20 protein-coding genes are annotated in these 19,006 nt (G+C 69.8%); 12 read left to right on the forward strand and 8 right to left on the reverse strand.

The window, feature by feature from the left end:
• Positions 1-143: 143 nt before the first annotated feature.
• The 5 genes from AB0K12_RS25165 to ligD (AB0K12_RS25185) all read right to left on the reverse strand — a co-directional run bounded on the left by AB0K12_RS25165 (position 144) and on the right by ligD (AB0K12_RS25185) (position 3,232).
• Complete coding sequence (locus tag AB0K12_RS25165; RefSeq protein ID WP_345389806.1) at positions 144-377, reverse strand: DUF3107 domain-containing protein; 234 nt, start codon at positions 375-377, stop codon at positions 144-146.
• An 88-nt stretch (positions 378-465) separates the two neighbouring features.
• Positions 466-1,086, reverse strand: a complete 621-nt coding sequence (locus AB0K12_RS25170; RefSeq protein WP_355426440.1) for a TetR/AcrR family transcriptional regulator — start codon at positions 1,084-1,086, stop codon at positions 466-468.
• 123 nt (positions 1,087-1,209) lie between these two features.
• Entirely contained in the window at positions 1,210-1,416 is a 207-nt protein-coding gene (locus tag AB0K12_RS25175; protein ID WP_345389800.1) for a hypothetical protein, read from the reverse strand.
• 44 nt (positions 1,417-1,460) lie between these two features.
• Positions 1,461-2,333: a non-homologous end-joining DNA ligase gene (gene ligD / locus AB0K12_RS25180; RefSeq protein WP_364565826.1), complete on the reverse strand. Its 873-nt coding sequence runs from the start codon at positions 2,331-2,333 to the stop codon at positions 1,461-1,463.
• Positions 2,330-3,232, reverse strand: coding sequence for a non-homologous end-joining DNA ligase (gene ligD / locus AB0K12_RS25185; protein WP_364565831.1), 903 nt, complete (start codon positions 3,230-3,232; stop codon positions 2,330-2,332). Before ligD (AB0K12_RS25185) ends, ligD (AB0K12_RS25180) begins: the two co-directional genes overlap by 4 nt.
• A 59-nt stretch (positions 3,233-3,291) precedes the next feature.
• Between ligD (AB0K12_RS25185) and AB0K12_RS25190 the strand changes: the two genes are divergently transcribed.
• The 3 genes from AB0K12_RS25190 (at position 3,292) to AB0K12_RS25200 (ending at position 5,751) form a co-directional block, all read left to right on the forward strand.
• Positions 3,292-4,182, forward strand: a complete 891-nt coding sequence (locus tag AB0K12_RS25190) for a Ku protein (RefSeq protein ID WP_364565834.1) — start codon at positions 3,292-3,294, stop codon at positions 4,180-4,182.
• Positions 4,183-4,232: 50 nt separating this feature from the next.
• The gene (lepB, locus tag AB0K12_RS25195) at positions 4,233-4,766 is read left to right on the forward strand and encodes a signal peptidase I (RefSeq protein WP_364565836.1); all 534 of its coding nucleotides are present in this window, start codon (positions 4,233-4,235) and stop codon (positions 4,764-4,766) included.
• Positions 4,767-5,415: 649 nt separating this feature from the next.
• Positions 5,416-5,751, forward strand: a complete 336-nt coding sequence (locus AB0K12_RS25200) for a hypothetical protein (protein ID WP_364565839.1) — start codon at positions 5,416-5,418, stop codon at positions 5,749-5,751.
• 739 nt (positions 5,752-6,490) lie between these two features.
• Here AB0K12_RS25200 and AB0K12_RS25205 read toward each other — a convergent pair.
• The 3 genes from AB0K12_RS25205 to AB0K12_RS25215 all read right to left on the reverse strand — a co-directional run bounded on the left by AB0K12_RS25205 (position 6,491) and on the right by AB0K12_RS25215 (position 8,762).
• The gene (locus AB0K12_RS25205; protein WP_364565842.1) at positions 6,491-6,808 is read right to left on the reverse strand and encodes a hypothetical protein; all 318 of its coding nucleotides are present in this window, start codon (positions 6,806-6,808) and stop codon (positions 6,491-6,493) included.
• 481 nt (positions 6,809-7,289) lie between these two features.
• A complete protein-coding gene (locus AB0K12_RS25210; protein WP_364565845.1) occupies positions 7,290-7,658 on the reverse strand; it encodes a hypothetical protein in 369 nt (122 codons plus the stop codon).
• 807 nt (positions 7,659-8,465) lie between these two features.
• Complete coding sequence (locus AB0K12_RS25215; RefSeq protein WP_364565848.1) at positions 8,466-8,762, reverse strand: hypothetical protein; 297 nt, start codon at positions 8,760-8,762, stop codon at positions 8,466-8,468.
• A gap of 145 nt (positions 8,763-8,907) precedes the next feature.
• On the opposite strand from AB0K12_RS25215, the gene AB0K12_RS25220 reads away from it, so the two are divergent.
• The 9 genes from AB0K12_RS25220 (at position 8,908) to AB0K12_RS25260 (ending at position 18,800) form a co-directional block, all read left to right on the forward strand.
• Positions 8,908-9,807, forward strand: coding sequence for an alpha/beta hydrolase (locus AB0K12_RS25220; protein WP_364565851.1), 900 nt, complete (start codon positions 8,908-8,910; stop codon positions 9,805-9,807).
• 44 nt (positions 9,808-9,851) lie between these two features.
• Entirely contained in the window at positions 9,852-11,033 is a 1,182-nt protein-coding gene (moeZ, locus tag AB0K12_RS25225; protein WP_364565854.1) for an adenylyltransferase/sulfurtransferase MoeZ, read from the forward strand.
• Between the two features lie 38 nt (positions 11,034-11,071).
• Positions 11,072-11,794, forward strand: a complete 723-nt coding sequence (locus tag AB0K12_RS25230) for a hypothetical protein (RefSeq protein ID WP_364565857.1) — start codon at positions 11,072-11,074, stop codon at positions 11,792-11,794.
• Complete coding sequence (locus AB0K12_RS25235) at positions 11,788-13,008, forward strand: S8 family serine peptidase (protein WP_364565859.1); 1,221 nt, start codon at positions 11,788-11,790, stop codon at positions 13,006-13,008. Before AB0K12_RS25230 ends, AB0K12_RS25235 begins: the two co-directional genes overlap by 7 nt.
• 57 nt (positions 13,009-13,065) lie before the next feature.
• Positions 13,066-13,968: a hypothetical protein gene (locus tag AB0K12_RS25240; RefSeq protein ID WP_355426405.1), complete on the forward strand. Its 903-nt coding sequence runs from the start codon at positions 13,066-13,068 to the stop codon at positions 13,966-13,968.
• A complete protein-coding gene (locus tag AB0K12_RS25245; protein WP_364565863.1) occupies positions 13,962-15,125 on the forward strand; it encodes a S8 family serine peptidase in 1,164 nt (387 codons plus the stop codon). The genes AB0K12_RS25240 and AB0K12_RS25245 overlap by 7 nt, the downstream gene beginning before the upstream one ends.
• A 57-nt stretch (positions 15,126-15,182) precedes the next feature.
• Positions 15,183-15,542, forward strand: a complete 360-nt coding sequence (locus tag AB0K12_RS25250; RefSeq protein WP_355426400.1) for a hypothetical protein — start codon at positions 15,183-15,185, stop codon at positions 15,540-15,542.
• Positions 15,530-15,844, forward strand: a complete 315-nt coding sequence (locus AB0K12_RS25255; RefSeq protein WP_364565866.1) for an MGMT family protein — start codon at positions 15,530-15,532, stop codon at positions 15,842-15,844. The genes AB0K12_RS25250 and AB0K12_RS25255 overlap by 13 nt, the downstream gene beginning before the upstream one ends.
• 208 nt (positions 15,845-16,052) lie before the next feature.
• Positions 16,053-18,800 carry a CDP-glycerol glycerophosphotransferase family protein gene (locus AB0K12_RS25260; protein ID WP_364565869.1) on the forward strand — a complete coding sequence of 916 codons (2,748 nt, stop codon included), beginning with the start codon at positions 16,053-16,055 and terminating at the stop codon, positions 18,798-18,800.
• Positions 18,801-19,006: the final 206 nt, after the last annotated feature.

The following is a 19,006-nucleotide window of genomic DNA, read 5'->3' on the forward strand; positions in this document are numbered from 1 at the left end:
CGGCCTACGGCCGGCCACGCGCATCGGACGCATCCTGCCTGGTGGCATGCCCGATGCGGCAGGCACATGCGGCCTGCGAAGCGGCGAGCGATGGAGGCCGGCGAAGGGTACGGCTCGGGCGGCCGTACCCTTCGCGTGCAGACTTAGAGCGTGCCGCCGAAACCGACGGGGCGGGACTCGTCCTCCCCGATCTCGATGAACCCGAGCGAGGCCACCGGCACCACGACTCGCCTGCCCTTGACGTCGGTCAGGGCGAACACGCCGCCGCGATCGACGGACAGGGCGTTTCTGATCTCCTGCTCCACCTGGTCGGCGGAGAGGTCGGTCTCGACAACGAGTTCGCGGTGTACGGAGCGTACGCCGATCTTGACTTCCATGGTGGCTCCCTAGATGACGGGCTGGCTCACTCTCATCGTGGCCGGTCGGCCCCCCGAAAACGACGAATGATCGCGCCCAGCGAACGGGTTATGCCGTACGCGGAAAACCGCTGATGCCCCGCCACGCGAGCCGGGCCATGAGCTGCTCGGCCGCGTCCTTGGGGATGGAGCCGTGGGTGGTGACCCAGTAGCGGGCGCTCACCTCGGCCATGCCGACGAGGCCCACACCGAGGAGATGGGCCTCGTCGCTGGTGCACCCGGTGTCCTCCTGGATCAGCTCGCTGACCATCTCCGCGCACTCCTGCAGCGACCGTTCGACCCGCTGCCGCACGGGCGCGACGTTGCGCAGGTCGGACTCGAAGACCAGCCGGAACGCCTCGCCCTGGGTGGAGACGAAGTCGAAGAACGCGCTGAACGTGGCCTGCACGCGCAGTTTGTTCTCCTGCGTGGAGGCCAGCGCCTCGCGGCAGCGGTTGACCATGTCGTCGACATGGAGGTCGAGCAGCGCGAGATAGAGCTCGAGCTTGCCGGGGAAGTGCTGGTAGAGCACGGGCTTGCTGACCCCGGCCCGGTCGGCGATCTCGTCCATGGCGGCCGCGTGATAGCCGTTCTCCACGAACACTTCCTGCGCGGCGCTCAGGAGCTGCCTGCGTCGGGCCAGGCGGGGCAGCCGGGTGCCCCGGGGCTTGGCATCCGGGGTTGCTGTCACGCGGGTCTCCATTGGTCTCTCAGCGAACTGTGCGGACATCCTACGTGCGGCCGGCCGCCGGCGTCGGCCGCAGCCGTCCGTCTTCGACCCCTTTCGCGCAGGTCACCGCCGCCGGGCCGGGGCTCAGCGGTAGTCGTCTTCGTCGAGGTCCACCACGCGGTCCTGGTCGGCCCCGTCGGCGGGGTCGACGTCGAGCGGCAGCTCCCTGCGCAGCCGCCCGGCGCTCTGGAGCATCTCGCGCTGCTGCTCGATCGCGTCCGCCTCGGGCGTCTCGATCGACAGCTCTTTCTCTTCTTCGGTGTACGGGACCTCGTCCCCGCGAATGTCCATCTCCGACATCTTCGGCCCCCTTCTCGGTGCGGACGGAAACCAGACTACGCCCGGCGGAAAAGGTCGCCGTGCTTCTCCACTCTGGCGAGTACGTCGGGCGCGGTGAACACCAGGTCGTCGGGGTGTTCGCAGCCCTCCACCTCTTTCCAGGTGAGCGGCGTCGACACGGTCGGCCGGTCCTTGGCCCGCAGCGAGTAGGGCGCCACGGTGGTCTTGGCCGGGTTGTTCTGCGACCAGTCGATGAACACCTTGCCAGGCCGCGCCTTCTTCGTCATCACGCTGACGACCTGGTCGGGGTGCTCCTTCTCCAGGAGCTGGGCCAGCCTCTTGGCGTACGCGGACGGCTCCTCGCGGCAGTCCCAGTCCGCGTACAGCTGCATGCCCTTGCTGCCGCTGGTCTTCGGCAGCGCGGTGAGCCCCTCGGCCTTCAGCGCCTCGCGCAGCATGAGCGCCACCCGCGTGCACTCGACGATGGTGGCGGGCGCGCCAGGGTCGAGGTCGAACACCAGCGTGTCGGGCGGCAGCGCCTGCCCGTCGTCGTCCACGCGCCATTGGGGGACGTGCAGTTCGAGTGCGGCGAGGTTGGCGTAGTAGACGAGGGTGGGCAGGTCTTCGACGACGGCGAAGTCGATGGTCTCGCGGTTCTTGGTGCTGCCTGGCGCGGGCAGGTTGACCCGCCTGACCCAGTCGGGGGTGTGGTCGGGGGCGTTCTTCTCGAAGAAGGACTGTCCCGTCACGCCGTTGGGGAAGCGCTTGACGGTCAGGGGACGGCCCTGGAGGTGCGGCAGCAGGACGGGGGCGATGCGGCTGTAATAGTCGATGATCTCGGCCTTCGTGAACCCGTTGTCGGGATAGAGCACCTTGTCCAGGTTGCTCAGGGTGAGCTCGCGCCCGTCGACTTTGACCGGCACCTTCATCGCGTCACCTCCACGGGGAGTTTGTCGGGGCGCAGGCCACGCCACACGGGGTGTCGCAACCGCTGTTCGTCCGTCCACATCGTGTAGGCCACCTCCCCTACGAGATCGGGCCTAACCCATCGATTTCGCCACGGCACCGGGTTCGCGAACGGGCTGTAAGGCACCTCCAGCGGGCGCAGCATCGCGTACAGGTCGCCCAGCACGGGCTCGGTGAAGCCGGTGCCGACGTGCCCCACGTACGTCAGCCCCCGCTCCGTGAACACCCCCATGAGCAGCGAGCCGATCCCGCCCGCGCGCCGCCCCTTGCCCGGCTTCCAGCCGCCGATGACGACCTCGCGGGTGGTGAGGTTCTTGACCTTGACCCACCAGGGGGAGCGGACGCCGGGGCGGTAGGGGGAGTCGAGGCGCTTGGCGACCACGCCTTCGAGCCCCTGCTCAGAGGTGGCGGTGAGCAGGTCGGACGAGCCGGGGAAGTACGGGGGAGCGCCGATGTCCAGCTCGTCGAGCAGGGCTCTGCGATCGCGGTACGGCAGCTCGAACAGCGGCATGCCGTCGAGGTAGAGCAGGTCGAAGGGCAGGTACGTGACGGGGTAGCGCTTGAGCATGGCCGGCTCCGGGTCGGTGAGGTGCATGCGGTGCTGGAGGCGGATGAAGCTGGGCCTGCCGCGCGGATCGAGTGCCACGACCTCGCCGTCGATCACCGCGTTCTTGATCCCGAACCCCGAGATCTCCGGATAGCGGCGGGTGTACTCGGCTCCGTGCCTCCCCGTCACCCGCACCCCGCCGTCGAGGTGGATGAGGGCGCGGATGCCGTCCCACTTGACCTCCAGGCCGTACTGGTCGCGATCGGAGGGTAGCTCCCCGGGCACGGCGAGCATCGGTTCGACCGGGTATGGCATCGCTTGCCCCATGACGGGTATGTGCCCCATGGTGGGCCGTTGAGAGCTGAGGAGTGACCATGCGCAGCATCTGGAAAGGTGCGATCTCCTTCGGTCTGGTCACGATCCCGGTCAAGCTGTACTCCGCGACCGAGCAGAAGGACGTCAGCTTCCACCAGGTCCACCGCAAGGACGGCGGCCGCATCCGCTACAAGCGCGTCTGCACCCAGGACGGCGAAGAGGTGCCCTACTCCGACATTGCCAAGGGCTACGAGCTGGCCGGCGGCGAGATGGTCGTGCTCACCGACGAGGACTTCGAGGACCTGCCGCTGAGCAGCTCGCGCAGGATCGACGTCCTGCAGTTCGCGCCCGTCGAGCAGATCGACCCCATCTACTTCGCCAAGTCGTACTACCTGGAGCCCGACGCGCAGGGCGCGAAGCCGTACGTGCTGCTGCGCAACGCCCTGGAGAGCTCCGGGCAGGTCGCCGTCGTCAAGGTGGCCCTGCGCCAGCGCGAGTCGCTGGCGACGCTGCGGGTCCGCGACGGCGTCTTCGTCCTGGAGACCATGCTCTGGCCGGACGAGATCCGCGTCCCCGACTTCCCCTTCCTCGAGGAGGACATCGAGGTACGCCCCCAAGAGCTCAAGATGGCCGAGTCCCTCATCACCACCATGGAGTCGGACTTCGACCCGAGCGAGTACCACGACACCTACCGCGAGGCGTTGCAGCAGGTCATCGAGGCGAAGGTGGCCGGCAAGGAGGTCATCCCCGCGCAGGAGGAAGAGGAGGCCAAGCCCGCCGTGGACCTCATGGCGGCGCTGCGGGCCAGTGTGGAGGCCGCCAAGCGGGAACGCGAGGGCTCCTCCGCCAAGCCCAAGAAGGCGTCCGGCAAGGCGAAGGACTCCAAGGAGAAAGAGCCGAAGGAGGAGGAGAAGGCTCCGGCCAAGCGCAAGACCCGCAAGTCGGCCTGAACCAGCGCATCCCAGGCCCTTGGCCGACTCACCTGGGGCACAATCCCCTGGTGATTCGTACACGCTTATCCGCGCTGTCCCTCGCGCTGCTTCTGCCCGTCTCCGGCTGCGCGCTCGTCGACGTGGCTCTCGGTGGTTACCGGGCCACCATGCCGGGTGAGTCCATGGAACCGACGATCAGGATGGGGTCGCTCCTGACGGTCAGCCGAGGCGGCGACTACGCGCCCCGGACCGGCGACATCATCATCTACCGCACGCCCGAAGGCTGGGCCGGCACCGTCGCGGGTGAGCGGCGCGTGGGGCGGGTCATCGGCGTACCGGGGAGCACGGTGAAGTGCTGCGTCACCGGCGGGCTGCTGGAGCTGAACGGCAAGCCGCTGGAAGAGCCCTATGTGACGATTCGCCCTTCCTCTCGCGTGGAGTTCGACATCCGTGTACCGCAGGGTCGCCTCTGGATCATGAACGACCACCGCCACGTCGCCAAGGACTCCCGCTACTACATGGACTCTCCTGGCGGCGGAACCATCGAGGTCACCGATGTGGAAGGCGTCGTCACCAAGATCGACCCACCGGCGCAGCAATAGCCGGCCGCCCGCCGTAACCGGCCGCCCGCCGTGTCCGGCCGCCCGCCGTGTCCGGCCGCCCGCCGTGTCCGGCCGCCCGCCGTGTCCGGCCGCCCGCCGTGTCCGGACGCCTCCGCTGTGTCCGGAGGTCCGCTGTGACCGGCCGTCCGGCGTAACCGGCCTCACAGCCTGCCCCGCCGCCCGGCCGACCCGGTGCGCTTTCGTGCGGCACCGCCATCGCATGGTGGCCACTCCCTCTCTGCACAGACTCCGCCGCCCTTGCAGGTGCTGTCTGGGCGGCGCTCCTCGCCCCTGTAGACGTCGCCTGGGGGGCGCTTCCCGCATCCGCTCCAAACGCCCTTACGGCCTTGCCGGCGCGTGCTCGCCGCCCTGTCCGCCCTGGGGGCTTGCCCCCGTACCGTCGCCGCCTGCCTCCCGGGAATCGCTGAAAAGGACATATCAGCTTAATTCGCGTTATTTCATTTGATAGGAGTTTAATGCAAGCAATAAGATTCTTAATGTAGAGCAAAATGGAGGCGCATCTGTTTGCCCGCTCATCCGCCGGAAATGACACTTCGTGGATGACTCTTCAGCAGGCGTCCAAGACATGTTTCCGGGTAATCCGGAGACGTCGAGAACGGGGCAATCGATCCTTTAGGGGGAAAACGCAATGCCCAAGCTCAAGAGTGTTATCGCGGGCCTCGCCATCAGCACTGCGCTGACCGGCGGCGTGGTCAGCGCCGGCGCCGCCACCACTTCGGCCAGCGCCGACGCGGCCACCCAGATCAGCACCGGCAACTCGGTTCTCGCCGGCTGCGGCGGCTGGGGCTGGGGCTGGCGTCGCTGCGGCTGGGGCTGGGGACACCGTCGTCACCACCACCACCGGATGAAGGTGAGGGTCAAGGTCTTCAACCGCAACTTCAACCGCAACCACGAGCACCGCGACCACCACCACCACGACCGCCGTGTCCAGCCGCCTGCGGCCGCTGAGGCGACGGAGCGTTGATCTGACCGTGTGAAAATGGCGTAGGAATTGGATTTCCTCGTCTCCACGGAATTCAAAGTGAGGGCTCTCCCGGCAGCGCCGGGGGGCCCTCGCTGCCTCGTATCCGGCGGTTTTCTTGTTGGTGGGTGTTTCGGTGTTGTGCTGATTTCGTGGTCGCGTGGGAAATGACCCGGCTCTGATGAGCCTTCAGCCGTGCGGGCCCTGTGCCTGCACGGTTTTGTGCTGGTCGTCGGGTGTTGAGGCCGCTTCCAGTGGTGGCGAGATCCTGCGGCTCGATCGCCGGCCCACAGATGGCCGCCCGGGGGATCGGTCGCTGCATGCTGCGGGAGGGGGGTCGGTGGCCGGGAGCACGGGGCCGGGCTCAAGGGTCGGCCAGAGGTTGAGGGCTGCGGGCAGGGCGGCCAGGCAGATGTGGATGGCGCGGGACTGAGGGTCGCGGCGGCGGACACTGCATGACCCTCAGGCTCGGCCCACGGCACGGGCATGGGGTTGCGCTGTGGGGTCGGGCGCCGGGCTGAAGGTCGTGCTGGGTGGGGTTCCGGTCGAGGGAGATGGGCGTGGTGGGGGCTGGTGACGGTGCTGTGGGGCGGTGACAGTGCTGTGGGGATGAGGAGTGCCCGTATTCGGTGGGGGCGGCCATGTCCTCGGTGTCGAGGGCGGTGGCCGCCTCCCGGTGAATACGGGCACTCCCCTAGCTACGGCTTGAGTTCATCGCATGGGCGGGCTCGTCAGCCGAGGGTCACCACCGACGGTCGTGCCGGTCGTGGTCGTGGTTGTCGTTGCGGTTGTAGTTCCGGTTGACGATGACGACGCGGACCCGGCCGACACCGTGGTGCCGGTGGCCCCACCTCTTCCAGCGGTTCCAGCCCCAGCCCCAGCCGCCGCAGCGGCGGGGACGCCAGCCGCAGCCGTGTCCGGCCAGGACGGAGGTGCCGGTGCTGATCTGGGTCGCGGCGTTGGCGCTCGCGCTGGTGGTGGCCGCCCCTACGCTGACCACACCGCCTGTGAGAGCGGTGCTCATGGCGAGGCCGGCGATAACACTCTTGAGCTTGGGCATTGCGGTTTCCCCCTAAAGGATCGATTGCCCCGTTCGCGGATATAGCTAGCAATTCATCCGCACCGTGGATATTTCCCAGCGAAAGCAGAAGAAACGGACATTGTCCGCTCTTGCCCGACTCCAGTACTTCTCATGGCATGGCAGAGCCCATCGGGCGCTTGAGAACGCGCGCTGTGAATGCGTCGGGCGCGGCTTGGGGGCCAGGGGAGTGATGAAAGCAAGGGGGCGGGCGGTCGAGGCGGAGGGCACAGAAGAATGCACGGGTATGGGGAGCGTGCGAAAAGCGCTTGTGGCTCAACGTACGAAATCCCGGCCGCTGGTGCGGTCGGGAAAAGAGGCAGCGAGGGCCTCCCGGTGGATGCCGGGAGAGCCCTCGCCAGAATTGCCGTGGAGACGAGGAGAAACCAACCTCAGGCCGAACCGCGCGTGAAACGCGGGCCGTCCCCGAGAACTCCTTGCGCCATCAAAGCACGGTCATTCACTACCAGGTGCGGTTGTGGTCGCGGTCGTGGTGGTGGTGGCGCTCGCGGGGCCCGTTGTCGTTGGTGTTGTGGTTGCGGATGACGACGCAGACCTCGCCGCGGTGGTGGCGCCGGTGGCCCCAGCCCCAGCCGCCCCAGCCGCCGCCCCAGCCGCCGTGGTGCCTGCCGCAGCGGTTGTTGTGGTGACGGTTGTGGTGACGCCGGTGGCCCCAGCCCCAGCCCCAGCCGTCGTCCATGAGGACGGACGTGCCGTTGCTGACCTGGGTGGTGGCGTTGGCGGCGGACGTGGCCGCGCCCACGCCCACCATGCCGCCGGTCACCGCCGTGCTGATGGCGAGGCCTGCGATAACACTCTTGAGCTTGGGCATTGTGTTTCCCCCTAAAGGATCGATTGCCCCGTTCTCGGCCGTTTCCTAATTGCCGGAAACAGATCTTGGACGGCTGCTGAAGGCTCATCCGTCGAATGTCATTTCCGTGCCGATGCACGGGCAAACGGCGACGACCCCATTTTGCTCTGCATTAACAATCTTATTGCTCGCATTACATAATTATCAAATGAAATGAGATGATATGTCCGATTCGACGGCATATCGAGCCGAGGCCGCAGGCGGCAATGGGCGAATCACGGGCTGTCGGCCGCGCCCGAGTTGCCATTCACGATGTCGTACGCATGCGGCGCTCCCGCGCGCGGAGCTGAATTTCCGCGAGCGCGAGAAAAGCCGCGACGCCGGGCCCGAATAATGCCGCTCATTGTGCTGAGGCCGGCCGGATGCACCGATTGAGGTGATGCGTGCGCGGCTGCTCGCAATGCCGAGCGTCGTGCGGGCGCGGCGGCGGCCATCGTGGTGTGGGGGAATGTCCCCCGGAGATGTCTGCCGCTCTACGTGTCCCCATGCGCGACGCCCGATCGCCGCTCGCGGTTAACGGTGAGTGGCGTTGGCGTCACGCTGGGTACCGTGATGCTTTCCGAGCGGGTGTGCCATAAACGGCGAACGGCGGCTTTTGCCGGAAGCTTGGGCTGCCAAGAGATCGCTTAGAGACCTATAGCGTGAAATATCCCGACAAGTCCGGATCGGGGCGGGCGCAAGGCATGGGGGGTGGGGCGCCACCTTCGTTCAGGGGCGGTGCTCGTGTGGCGTTCTCTGCGTTCGAGGAGGCGGGGGCGGGGGCGGGGGTCAGCGTCTGCCGAGTTTCTTCAGGTAGTGGCCGTAGGCGTAGCCCTTGCGGCCGATGTCCGTGCCGTGGATGTGGCGCCAGGAGCCCGTCTTCCTGCACGGGCCCCACGTACGGTCGCCTGGGTAGAGCTTGTCCAGGATTCGGCCGTTCGGCCAGGCGCGGACGTTGAGGTGCGTCTTCACTCGTACCACTCGATAGATGCATCCTGGGCGGTCGGACGCGTGCGCCGGAACGGTCCAGGCCGGCCCCGCGCACAGCGTGGCGGCGAGTAGCGCGGCTATGCGGGTGGTGAGCATGGGCGGCCCCCTGTCCTTATCCAGCCCATCTGTCCAGGAAAATCATGAAAATAACCTCGCTGTACGGAATCCAGACCCCTCCAACAAGCGATGGTTATCGTGAGAAGCAGGGGAAGAGAGGTTCGAGGAACGAGGAGGAGCAGTCATGACCCCGGAGCCGGTCCCGCACTGGCCGGGAAGGATGATCGGCTCGGTGCACGTCCGGTCCACCCCCGAAGGCCCCGCGGACCAGGCGGTGTTCGTGCACGGCCTGGCCGGATCGGCGACCAACTGGACCGACCTGATGGACGAGCTCAAGGACACCGTCACCGGGCACGCCGTCGACCTGCCTGGAGCAGGTTTCTCACCGGCGCCCCCGGACGGCGACTACTCGGTGGCGGCGCACTCCAAAGCCGTGATTGAGCTGCTGGAGCACACGGGCCCCGCGCACCTGTTCGGCAACTCGATGGGCGGCGCGATCGCCGTCAGGGTCGCCGCGGCGCGCCCTGAGCTGGTCCGTACGCTCACGCTCGTCTCCCCGGCCCTGCCCGACCTGCTGCCGCGCTACGGCCCCGTGCGGGTGGCCGCCGCGGCGATACCCCGGCTGGGCGAGTGGGTGGCCGACCGGCTGCGGCTGGTGCCGGTCGAGCAGCGCATCACCGCCTCCATGGCGATGGTCTGGGCCGACATGGGCGCGTGCCACCCGATCCGCCTGCGCGACGCCATAGAGGAGCAGCGCAGGCGCGACGACCTGCCGTACGCGGGCGAGGCGGTCGTAGGTTCGGCGCGCGGCATCGTCACCGAATACTTCCGCTGGGGTGCGGACAACCTGTGGCGGCAGGCGGCCAAGGTCGAGGCGCCGACGCTGATCGTCCACGGACGCCACGACCGCCTGGTGCGCCCGGCCATGGCGAGGAAGGCGTACCGTACGTTCCGGCAGGTCAGGCTGGTGCTGCTGCCGACGGCCGGCCACGTGGCGATGATGGAGATGCCGCGGGTCGTCGCGGCGGAGGCACGCCGTCTGATCGGTGAGACGCGATTGGGGAATGCCCCACTGCCCGGCTAGGTTTCACAGTGAGATGGGTCCCCTTTAAAACGGGAGCGTAGAAAGTGTCGTTGCCACCGCTGGTCGAGCCGGCCGAAGAGCTGACCGTCGACGAAGTGCGCCGCTACTCACGTCACCTGATCATTCCCGATGTGGGCATGGCGGGGCAGAAGCGGCTGAAGAACGCCAAGGTGCTGTGTGTGGGCGCCGGGGGCCTGGGCTCGCCCGCGCTGATGTACCTCGCGGCGGCGGGCGTCGGCACCCTCGGCATCATCGACTTCGACGTGGTCGATGAGTCCAACCTGCAGCGCCAGATCATCCACGGCCAGTCCGACGTGGGCAAGCTGAAGGCCGAGAGCGCCGCCGCGACCGTTCGCGAGATCAACCCGCTGGTCGACGTCGTCATCCACAACGCGACGCTGTCCGTCGACAACGTGATGGAGATCTTCTCCGGCTACGACCTGATCGTCGACGGCACCGACAACTTCGCCACGCGTTACATGGTCAACGACGCCGCGGTGCTGCTCGGCAAGCCTTACGTGTGGGGCTCGATCTACCGCTTCGACGGTCAGGCGAGCGTCTTCTGGGCCGAGCACGGGCCCTGCTACCGCTGCCTCTACCCCGAGCCCCCGCCTCCCGGCATGGTGCCGTCGTGCGCCGAGGGCGGCGTGCTCGGCGTGCTGTGCGCGTCGATCGGCTCCATCCAGGTCAACGAGGCCATCAAGCTGCTGACCGGCATCGGCGACCCGCTGGTCGGCCGGCTGATGATCTACGACGCCCTCGAGATGAAGTACCGCGACGTCAAGGTCCGCAAGGACCCCGAGTGCGTGCTGTGCGGCAAGAATCCGACGCTGACCCAGCTGCTCGACGACTACGAGGCGTTCTGCGGCGCGATCTCCGACGAGGCCGCCGAGGCGGCCACCGGCTCGACGATCACGGCGCAGGAGCTCAAGGGCATGATGGACCGCGGCGAGAACATCTTCGTCGTCGACGTCCGCGAGCCCAACGAGTACGAGATCGTCTCCATCCCGGGCGCCACGCTGATCCCGAAGGGCGAGTTCCTCAACGGCTCTGCCTTGGAGAAGCTGCCCCAGGACAAGAAGATCGTGCTCCACTGCAAGTCGGGCGCGCGCTCGGCCGAGGCGCTCGCGGTCGTCAAGAGCGCCGGTTTCTCCGACGCCGTTCACGTGGGCGGCGGCGTGCTGAGCTGGGTGAAGACGGTCGACCCGAGCCTGCCCAGCTATTAAGGGGTTTCCGCCGGGACCTCCCGGTTAAGGTCGATGCCGTGAATGCCGCTCGTCCATGGCCGATCCTCGTGGTGGCCTCCGCGCTGACGCTGATCTGCGCGGTGGCCGCCGGGGTGGCGGGCAGCGCGGCCGGCACCGAGCTGACCCGCGGGCCCACCGCGGCCGAGTTGCGCGCGGCGGCCCACCGGGAGGTGGCCGAGCGCTGGCGCTCCTGGCCGGCGGGCCGCATCTTCCCCGAGACGCTGCCCTACTCCGCCGAGCAGGGCGGCCGGGAACGTGCCACCAGGATCGGCATCTCGCCGCGCACCGGCTGCGGCCGCGACGCGGTGGACGCCGCCGTGGTCAAGGCGCTGCGGCAGGCGGGCTGCAAGGGCGTGCTGCGGGCCACGTACGTCGACGCGCTGCGCGGCGTGCTCGTCACGATCGGCGTGGTGGCGCTGCGCGACGAGGCCCACGCCGAACGCGCCAGGGACGCCTTCTCCGACACCGGCAAGCCCGCTCCGGGGCTGCGTCCGGTCTCCTTCCACGCCACGCTGGCCGACCGGTTCACCCCCGGCGTACGCGAGGCGGGCTCGGTCCGCCAGGCCGGCCCCTACCTGGTGCTGACCACGTCGGGCCAGGTGGACGGCCGGCCGTCGGCGGCGGCCGGCGAGGCGCGGCCGTCCATCTTCGCCTTCGCCGCCGAGATCTCCGAGCAGGTGCTGACCCGGCTGAGCACGCCCGGCATGCCCGACTGCGCCTCTGGGGAGTGGCGGTGCTGAGGAAGGGCGCGACCGGGGTGCTGGCCGCTGTGCTGGCCGCTGTGCTGCTGGTGCCGGTGGGGCCGCTGTGGGCCGACGACGTACGCGGCGGGCAGCGGGCCGTCATCGAGACGCTGGCGCTGACGAAGGCGTGGCGCACCAGCAAGGGCGCGGGGGTGACGGTGGCCGTGCTCGACTCGGGCGTGGACCCGCACCATCGCGACCTGGCCGGGTCGGTACGCGTCGGCGAAGACTTCACCGCGGGCGCGAACCCGCCGGGGACGGCTCCCAGCAGGCTGCACGGCACGTACATGGCGTCGCTGATCGCCGGGCACGGCCACGGGCCGGACGGAAAACGGGGGATCATCGGCGTGGCGCCCGAAGCGGACGTACTGTCAGTAAGGGTCATCCTGGAGGACGAGGAGCCGGGTTTCCTGACGTTCAACTCGGCCGAGCGTTTCGAGAACGTGGTGGCCAGGGGCATCCGCTACGCGGTGGACGAGGGGGCTGACGTGATCAACCTGTCGATCTCCAAGGAGCTGGCGACCCGCGAGGAGCGGGCGGCCGTGCGCTATGCGATCGGCAAGGGGGTCGTGCTGGTCGCCGCCGCGGGCAACGACGGCGACAGGAAGAAGGACGGCGACTTCGCTCCTTACTCCTATCCGGCGGCGTTCCCCGGCGTCGTCTCGGTGGGGGCGACCGACCGGCGGATGCGGCGGGCGGCGTTCTCCAACTGGAACTCCTCGGTGCTGGTGGCCGCGCCCGGCGTGGACATCATGGGCGCGGGCCCCGGCGACGAGTACTGGGTCGGCAGGGGCACCTCGCAGGCGACCGCGCTGGTGTCGGGCGTCGCAGCCCTGATCAAGGCGAAGTATCCGAAGATGTCGCCGCCGCTCGTGGCGCGCGCGCTCGCCGTGGGCGCCAAGGACCTGCCGCCCGGCGGCTACGACACCGCCACCGGCTTCGGCCTCGTCAACGCCGCCGAGGCCCTGAAGGAGGCGTCCAGGCTGGCGGAGCACACGGAGGTCGCGGCCGGCGACCAGGCGCACGACCCGGAGAGACCGCTGGCCGGCGGCAGCGCGGGCCCCATCGACGTGGTCGCCAGGGACGAGCGCCGCGTCACGGTGTACGCGGCCATCGCCGCGGGCGCCGCCCTCGGTGCGCTGGCCTCACTGGCCGTCATCTTTATCCTGGTCAGACGCGTACGACGGGCGCACATGTCGCAAGACGCATGATCCGCCCCTCAAGGGGGACGAAATAGACATCGACGCGAATGCGGGAACGAGGCGGTGGTGAAGGCACGTAGGTCGACCACAGGGCTACCGCGCGCCGAGGGGGACGCCACACAGGGGCGGAGGAACCCGCTCGGCGCCACAACCGGCCGCCGCTCGCGCGTGCGCTCGTGGCCGGCGGCGGACTCACGCAAGCGCACGGCGGCCAGGCAACGCGCGGAAGAGGCCGAGCTCCAGCAGGGCGTCCGCTATCGCCGCGCCTTCGTGGTGCTGCTCGGCGCCATCATCGCCGTCTCGGCGCTCGTCGTCCTGCTCGGCACCGTCGGGCTGTTCACCGAGACGCGCTCGCGCCCGCTGACGTCCGCCGAGCAGAGCCGCTACCAGCAGGAGGAGATCGCCCGCCGCTGGCAGGCGTGGCCCGCAACGGGCGTCTTCCCCGAAGAGGTGCGCTACCTCGGGCTCGACCGCGCCCAGCAGTACGCCAGGCGCGTCGGCATCGCACCCGAGACCGAGTGCGGCAAGGGGGTCGACGCCTCCGTGGCCGGCGTGCTGCAGAACCACGGCTGCGTGACGCTGCTGCGGGCCACGTACATCGACCAGACCGCCACCTTCGTCTTCACGGTCGGCGTGGCCGTGCTCAAGGACGAGGAGTCGCGCGTGTCGGCCGGCGAGGAGCTCACCCAGGACGACCGCGTCGGCGTGCTGCCGGTCGCCTTCCCCGGCACCGTGACCGAGCGCTTCGGGCCCGACCAGCGCCAGCGGACGAGCTGGGTCGGCGCGGGCCCGTACATCGTGTTCTCGACGGGCGGCTACGCCGACGGGCGTACCAGGGCCGCGATCCCGCCGGAGGAGATCCTGCACAGCGAGCTGTGGCCGGCCGCCAAGTCCATCGGCAACCAGATCGCCTACTTCCTCGCGGACCCGCCCACGGTGCCGCCCTGCACTCAGGGGAACGTGTGCTGACCGTCGTACGCGCGCTGACCGCCGCCGTGCTCGCCTTCTCGGCTCCGGCCGCCGACCCGGTCAGGGAACAGCAGGCATGGGTGCTCGACGCGCTCAACGTCAAGCAGGCGTGGACGGTCACCAAGGGCGAGGGCGTCACGGTCGCCGTCGTGGACAGCGCCGTGGACACCGGCGTCAAAGAGCTGAAGGGCCGCGTCACGTCAGGCCCCGACATGACCTCGGGCTCGGTCCAGCGTGATCTGCCGCCGGGCCGGCACGGCACCGCCATGGCCGCCCTGATCGCCGGCTCGGGCAAGGGCGACGGCTTCATCGGGGTCGCGCCGTCCGCGCGCATCCTGTCGCTGCCCATGGTCATCGACGACGAGCCGGGCGTCGCCGTCCCGCCTCTCGAGGACCAGCAGAGCAGGCCCAGCGCGCAGAGCCCGCTGGCCCGCGCCCTGCGCTACGCCGCCGACCACGGGGCCCAGGTCGTCAGCATGTCCATCGGCTCGTACGGCCCGCTCAGGTCAGAGCGCGAGGCCGTCTCGTACGCGCTGAGCAAGGGCGTCGTCCTGGTCGCCGCCGTCGGCAACGACGGCCAGACCGTGTACGCCAAGGAGAAGGGCACTTCCTACTGGAGCTTCCCGGCCGGCTACCCGGGCGTCATCGGCGTGGCCGCCACCGACAAGCAGGGCAAGCGGGCCACGTTCAGCAGCGACAACCTGTCGGTGCTGGTGTCCGCGCCCGGCGTGGGCGTGCCCGTCGTCAAGCGCGGCAGCGGCTACGAGCTGTCCGAGGGCACCAGCTCGGCCGCCGCGCTCGTGGCCGGCGTGGCCGCGCTGATCAAGGCGCGTTATCCGGCCCTGGCGCCCGAGCAGGTGGCGCAGGCCCTCGCGGCCAGCGCCAGGGGACGGCCCGCGGCCGGCTACGACGACGAGACCGGCTTCGGCGTGGTCGACGCCGCCGCCGCGCTCAACGCCGCCGAGCGGCTCGTCGGCGCCAAGCGCAGCGTCACGCCCGGCATGCAGCACTTCGGCCAGGGCGCCGACTCGCCCGTCCCGACCAGGCCGGGGCCCGACCCGGTCAGGCTGTGGTTGTACGGGGGCGGCGTTCTCGTGGCGCTGGTGATGTTCTGCGGCGCGATCGTCGTCCTCAATCAACGCAAGGAGCAGGCATAACGGCGAGTTCGTGAACAGGTTTCCGAGTCGGGAGAAGATCCGCTATGGTCCCCCGTCATGGGATACGAGCTGCGAGTGGTGCGTGAGTCGCCACTCGCCTTCGCCGAGCTGGCGAAGGCCATCGCGCCGGCCGGTTTCGAGCTGCACGGGTCCGACGAGATCGTGGCAGGCCACGCGGGCGCCAAACACACCGTGGCCCGCTGGCAGGGCGAGGTCGTCGGCGAGCCCGGCTCCGACTGGCAGGTGGCCCAGCTCCTGCGCCTGTCCACCGCGCTCGGCGCCCGGCTCGTGGGCGAGGACGGCGAGGTCTACGGCCTGCGCGACGGCGTGATCGAGGTCGCCACCGGCGACAGCGCCGTCGAGATCGGCACGTTCGAAGAGATCATCGACGCGGGCCCGGCGGCGTGGAGCCCGTGAACCCGTTCGCCGAGCGGGTGCTCGACCTCGTCGAGCGCATCCCGCCCGGCAAGGTCATGTCCTACGGCGACATCGCCGAATACCTCGGCGAAGGCGGTCCACGCCAGGTCGGCAAGGTCATGTCCACCTGGGGCGGCGGCGTCCCGTGGTGGCGCGTCGTACACGCCGACGGCTCCGGCGCGGCCCCTGACCACGTGCAACGCTGCCTGGCCCACTGGCGCGACGAAGGCACCCCGCTGCGCGGCGAACGCGTGGACATGCGCCTGGCCCGCTGGGACGGGCGTTCAGCCGATTTTCAGTAACCCACCTGACCTGCACTTTCGTCGAACAGGCGATTTCGTGACATGTGACTCCCATTACCATGGGCTGAACAGTGATGGCGGCCCGAAAGGCGGTGCCTCCCCTATGGCCACCGGCGTCACAGCCCGAAGCCAGGGCGGCGATTCGCTCGCCGACCGCCTGAAGGCTGTCCAGGATCTCTGCGATCGTGGCGAGCCTCTCGAAGCGGTCATGCAAGCGGTCGGCCCAGGCGGTCGCGACGCGGCGTTCGACAGCGAGGTGCTGAGCGGTCCCCTCGGGGGACGCATCGACCTCGCGGTCAAGCGCGGCGCGGCGCGGCGGCGCGAGATGCTCGACCTCGTACGCCCCTACCTCGCGGGCGTCGACGCGCAGGTCAAACGCGACCTCCCGGTGGCGCGCCGCGTCATCGTCCACCTCATCGAGACCCGCTCGGACGACGAGCTCGTCGAGGGCGAGACGCTGCTCAAGGTGGTCACCGCGGCGGCCGAGCCGTCCAAGCGCATCCGCAAGGGCCTGCGCTGGTACGCCGACCTGCCCTTCCGCGACGAGCTGCCCCCCGACCTCTACCGCCTGCGCCGCGCCGATCTGGTGCCGGTCACCCACATCGACGACATCGTCTGGGTCGACGGCAAGCTGCGGGTCAGCGGCTTCGCCTATCTGGCCGGCCTGTCGGTGCGCAGCCGCAGGTTCAACTGGGCGACCGTGGTGCTGCGCGGCCCGCGCTGGCTGCCGCCCATCCGCATGCGCACCCGCAGGGTCCTCGCCCCCGAGGCCACCCACGGCGCGCGCGAGCCGGGCTGCAACTACGACTGGTCCGGCTTCACCGCCGAGCTGAGCCCCTGGCCGCTGCGCTGGCGCGGAGCCGTGCGCGGCATGGTCCATGGGGTGCGGCGGCGCATGCGCCACCGTCCCGGCGTGCCCGACGCCACCACGTGGCGGGCCGAGATCGTGTTCTGGAGCCGTGGCGCGCGGGCCACCGGCCTGCTGCGCGGCTCTTCCATCGGCCGGCCCGAGCGGCCCGCCGGGCTCAAGCTCAAGCCGGGCTGGTGGGTGCGTCCCGTCTGGACGTCCGACCGCGCGCTGCAGGTCGTGCTCCAGCCCAACCGGGCCGAGCTGACCGGCGTGCGGCTCGACGGCGAGCGGCTCGAGCTGAAGATCTTCCTGCCCGGCCGCCAGGTCACCAAGGGCCACGCCAGGCTCGGCGGCCACCGCATCGCCGCCGACTTCACGCCGTCGGGCGACGGCACGCAGGTCGTGGTCGGCCTCGCGGTGCCCGCGCTGACGCAGGAGAAGGATGGCCGGCGCCTGTGGGTCGAGCCCAAGGGCGACCCCGCGGCCCCCGTCATGCTGGCCGACGCGGCCGAGGTCCGCACGCCCGTGGGCGACCGCGAGATCACCGTGCTGGGCGACCGCCGCGACCGCGTCGTGGTCTCCGCCCACCGCATCCGCCCGGTCATCACCTCGGCGGTCTGGGACGGCCCCGCGCTCGTCCTGCGCGGCCACTACCCCGACGCCGAGGGTCCCCGCACGCTGACCCTGCGCCACCGGTCGGGGCTGTCCTATCTGCTGCCGATGGAGCGCTCCGGCGCCGACTTCTCCGTACGCGTCGCACCCGGCACGATGGACAGGTTCGGCGAGGCCGTGCCGCTTTCTTCCGGCACCTGGAACATGTCGCTGCGCCACCCGTCCGGCGAGATCGTCCCGCTGCGCATGGACCACGCCGCGCTGCCCGGCCTCGACGAGGAGCCGCGCACGCTCGGCGGCCACGTCTACCGGATGATCTCCACCCGCTTCGACGTGCCGGTGATCACCGTCGAGGAGGACAGACCGGCGGAAGAGCGCGGCGTCGCCGGCACCCACGTGCTGCGCCGCGTCTTCTACCCCGCCCAGCGCACCCAGCCGCTGCGCGAGAGCACTGTCTACGTCGTCAACGACGGCCGCCTCTACGCCGACAGCGTGCGCGCCATCTACGAGGAGCGGCTGCGCAGGGGCGACGACCGCGAGCACGTCTGGATCGTCAAGGACGGCGCCTTCGTGCCGCCCGGCCCCGCCAAGGTCATCCGGGCCGGCAGCCGCGAGCACCACGAGGCGCTGGCGAGGTCGCGCCACATCATCACCAACGCGTTCCTGCCCGCCTGGTTCCGCGCCCGCGAGGACCAGGTCGTCGTCCAGACCTGGCACGGCACGCCCGCCAAGCACATCGGCGGCGACCAGGCCCACATGAAGCGCGACCCGAGGCCGCCGATCTGGCACCGCCAGGCGGCCGAGGTGCGCGGCTGGGACCTGCTGCTCTCGCAGTCGCCCTGGGCCACCCAGGTGCTGCGCAAGGCGTTCGGCTACAAGGGCGAGGTCCTCGAGAGCGGCTTGCCGCGCAACGACGTGCTCAACTCGCCCGACCGCGAGGAGCGCGCGGCGGCGGTGCGGGCGCGGCTCGGGCTGGCCGAGGGCAAGCGGGTGGTGCTGTACGCGCCGACCTACCGCGACTACGACCGCAAGAACGCGATGGTCAAGCTCGACCTCGCCAAGGCCCGCGAGGCGCTGGGCGCCGACCACGAGATCCTCGTACGCGCCCACCCGATGCAGGCCATGCCCGCCGTCCCCGACATCGCCCGCGACGTCACGACATATCCGGATATCGCGGATCTGCTGCTGGTGGCCGACGTGCTGGTGACCGACTACTCCTCGGTCATGTTCGACTTCGCCGCCACCGGCAAGCCGATCGTCCTGTACGCCTATGACCGGGCCAAGTACGGCAACAAGCGCGGCCTCTACATCGACCTGCCCGAGCAGGCGCCGGGGCCGGTGCTGTCGACGTCGGCCGACGTCGTGGAGGCCCTGCGGTCGATCGACGCGGTCGCCGCCGCCAACGCCGACCGCTACGACGCCTTCCGCGCCACGTTCGCCCCGCGCGACGACGGCAAGGCCACGGCCCGCGTGGTCGACCACCTCTTCTCGTGACGTGACCGCAACCGGCCCGGGGCTCAGGCCCCGGGCCGTCTTCTTGCGCGGGGCGTTGACGCCGACGGCGAACACGGCGTCCGGCGTGTCACGAGAAAAACCGGTATTTGCCTCGATACCGTAGGCGGATCGCTGAGGGAGACCGGGCAAGTCGGCACGATCTACCCCTGTGGTCTGGTGGAATCTAGTGCTGTGAGTGCTCAGAC

Source organism: Nonomuraea sp. NPDC049419 (genome assembly GCF_040676995.1).
GTDB lineage: Bacteria > Actinomycetota > Actinomycetes > Streptosporangiales > Streptosporangiaceae > Nonomuraea > Nonomuraea salmonea.

Excerpts from the sequence above, each read along its gene's own strand:
- AB0K12_RS25165 (WP_345389806.1), bottom strand. The coding sequence starts at position 377 with ATGGAAGTCAAGATCGGCGTACGCTCCGTACACCGCGAACTCGTTGTC.
- AB0K12_RS25175 (WP_345389800.1), bottom strand. The coding sequence starts at position 1,416 with ATGGACATTCGCGGGGACGAGGTCCCGTACACCGAAGAAGAGAAAGAG.
- ligD (WP_364565826.1), bottom strand. The coding sequence starts at position 2,333 with ATGAAGGTGCCGGTCAAAGTCGACGGGCGCGAGCTCACCCTGAGCAAC.
- ligD (WP_364565831.1), bottom strand. The coding sequence starts at position 3,232 with ATGCCATACCCGGTCGAACCGATGCTCGCCGTGCCCGGGGAGCTACCC.
- AB0K12_RS25190 (WP_364565834.1), top strand. The coding sequence starts at position 3,292 with ATGCGCAGCATCTGGAAAGGTGCGATCTCCTTCGGTCTGGTCACGATC.
- AB0K12_RS25200 (WP_364565839.1), top strand. The coding sequence starts at position 5,416 with ATGCCCAAGCTCAAGAGTGTTATCGCGGGCCTCGCCATCAGCACTGCG.
- AB0K12_RS25205 (WP_364565842.1), bottom strand. The coding sequence starts at position 6,808 with ATGCCCAAGCTCAAGAGTGTTATCGCCGGCCTCGCCATGAGCACCGCT.
- AB0K12_RS25210 (WP_364565845.1), bottom strand. The coding sequence starts at position 7,658 with ATGCCCAAGCTCAAGAGTGTTATCGCAGGCCTCGCCATCAGCACGGCG.
- AB0K12_RS25215 (WP_364565848.1), bottom strand. The coding sequence starts at position 8,762 with ATGCTCACCACCCGCATAGCCGCGCTACTCGCCGCCACGCTGTGCGCG.
- AB0K12_RS25220 (WP_364565851.1), top strand. The coding sequence starts at position 8,908 with ATGACCCCGGAGCCGGTCCCGCACTGGCCGGGAAGGATGATCGGCTCG.
- AB0K12_RS25250 (WP_355426400.1), top strand. The coding sequence starts at position 15,183 with ATGGGATACGAGCTGCGAGTGGTGCGTGAGTCGCCACTCGCCTTCGCC.
- AB0K12_RS25260 (WP_364565869.1), top strand. The coding sequence starts at position 16,053 with ATGCAAGCGGTCGGCCCAGGCGGTCGCGACGCGGCGTTCGACAGCGAG.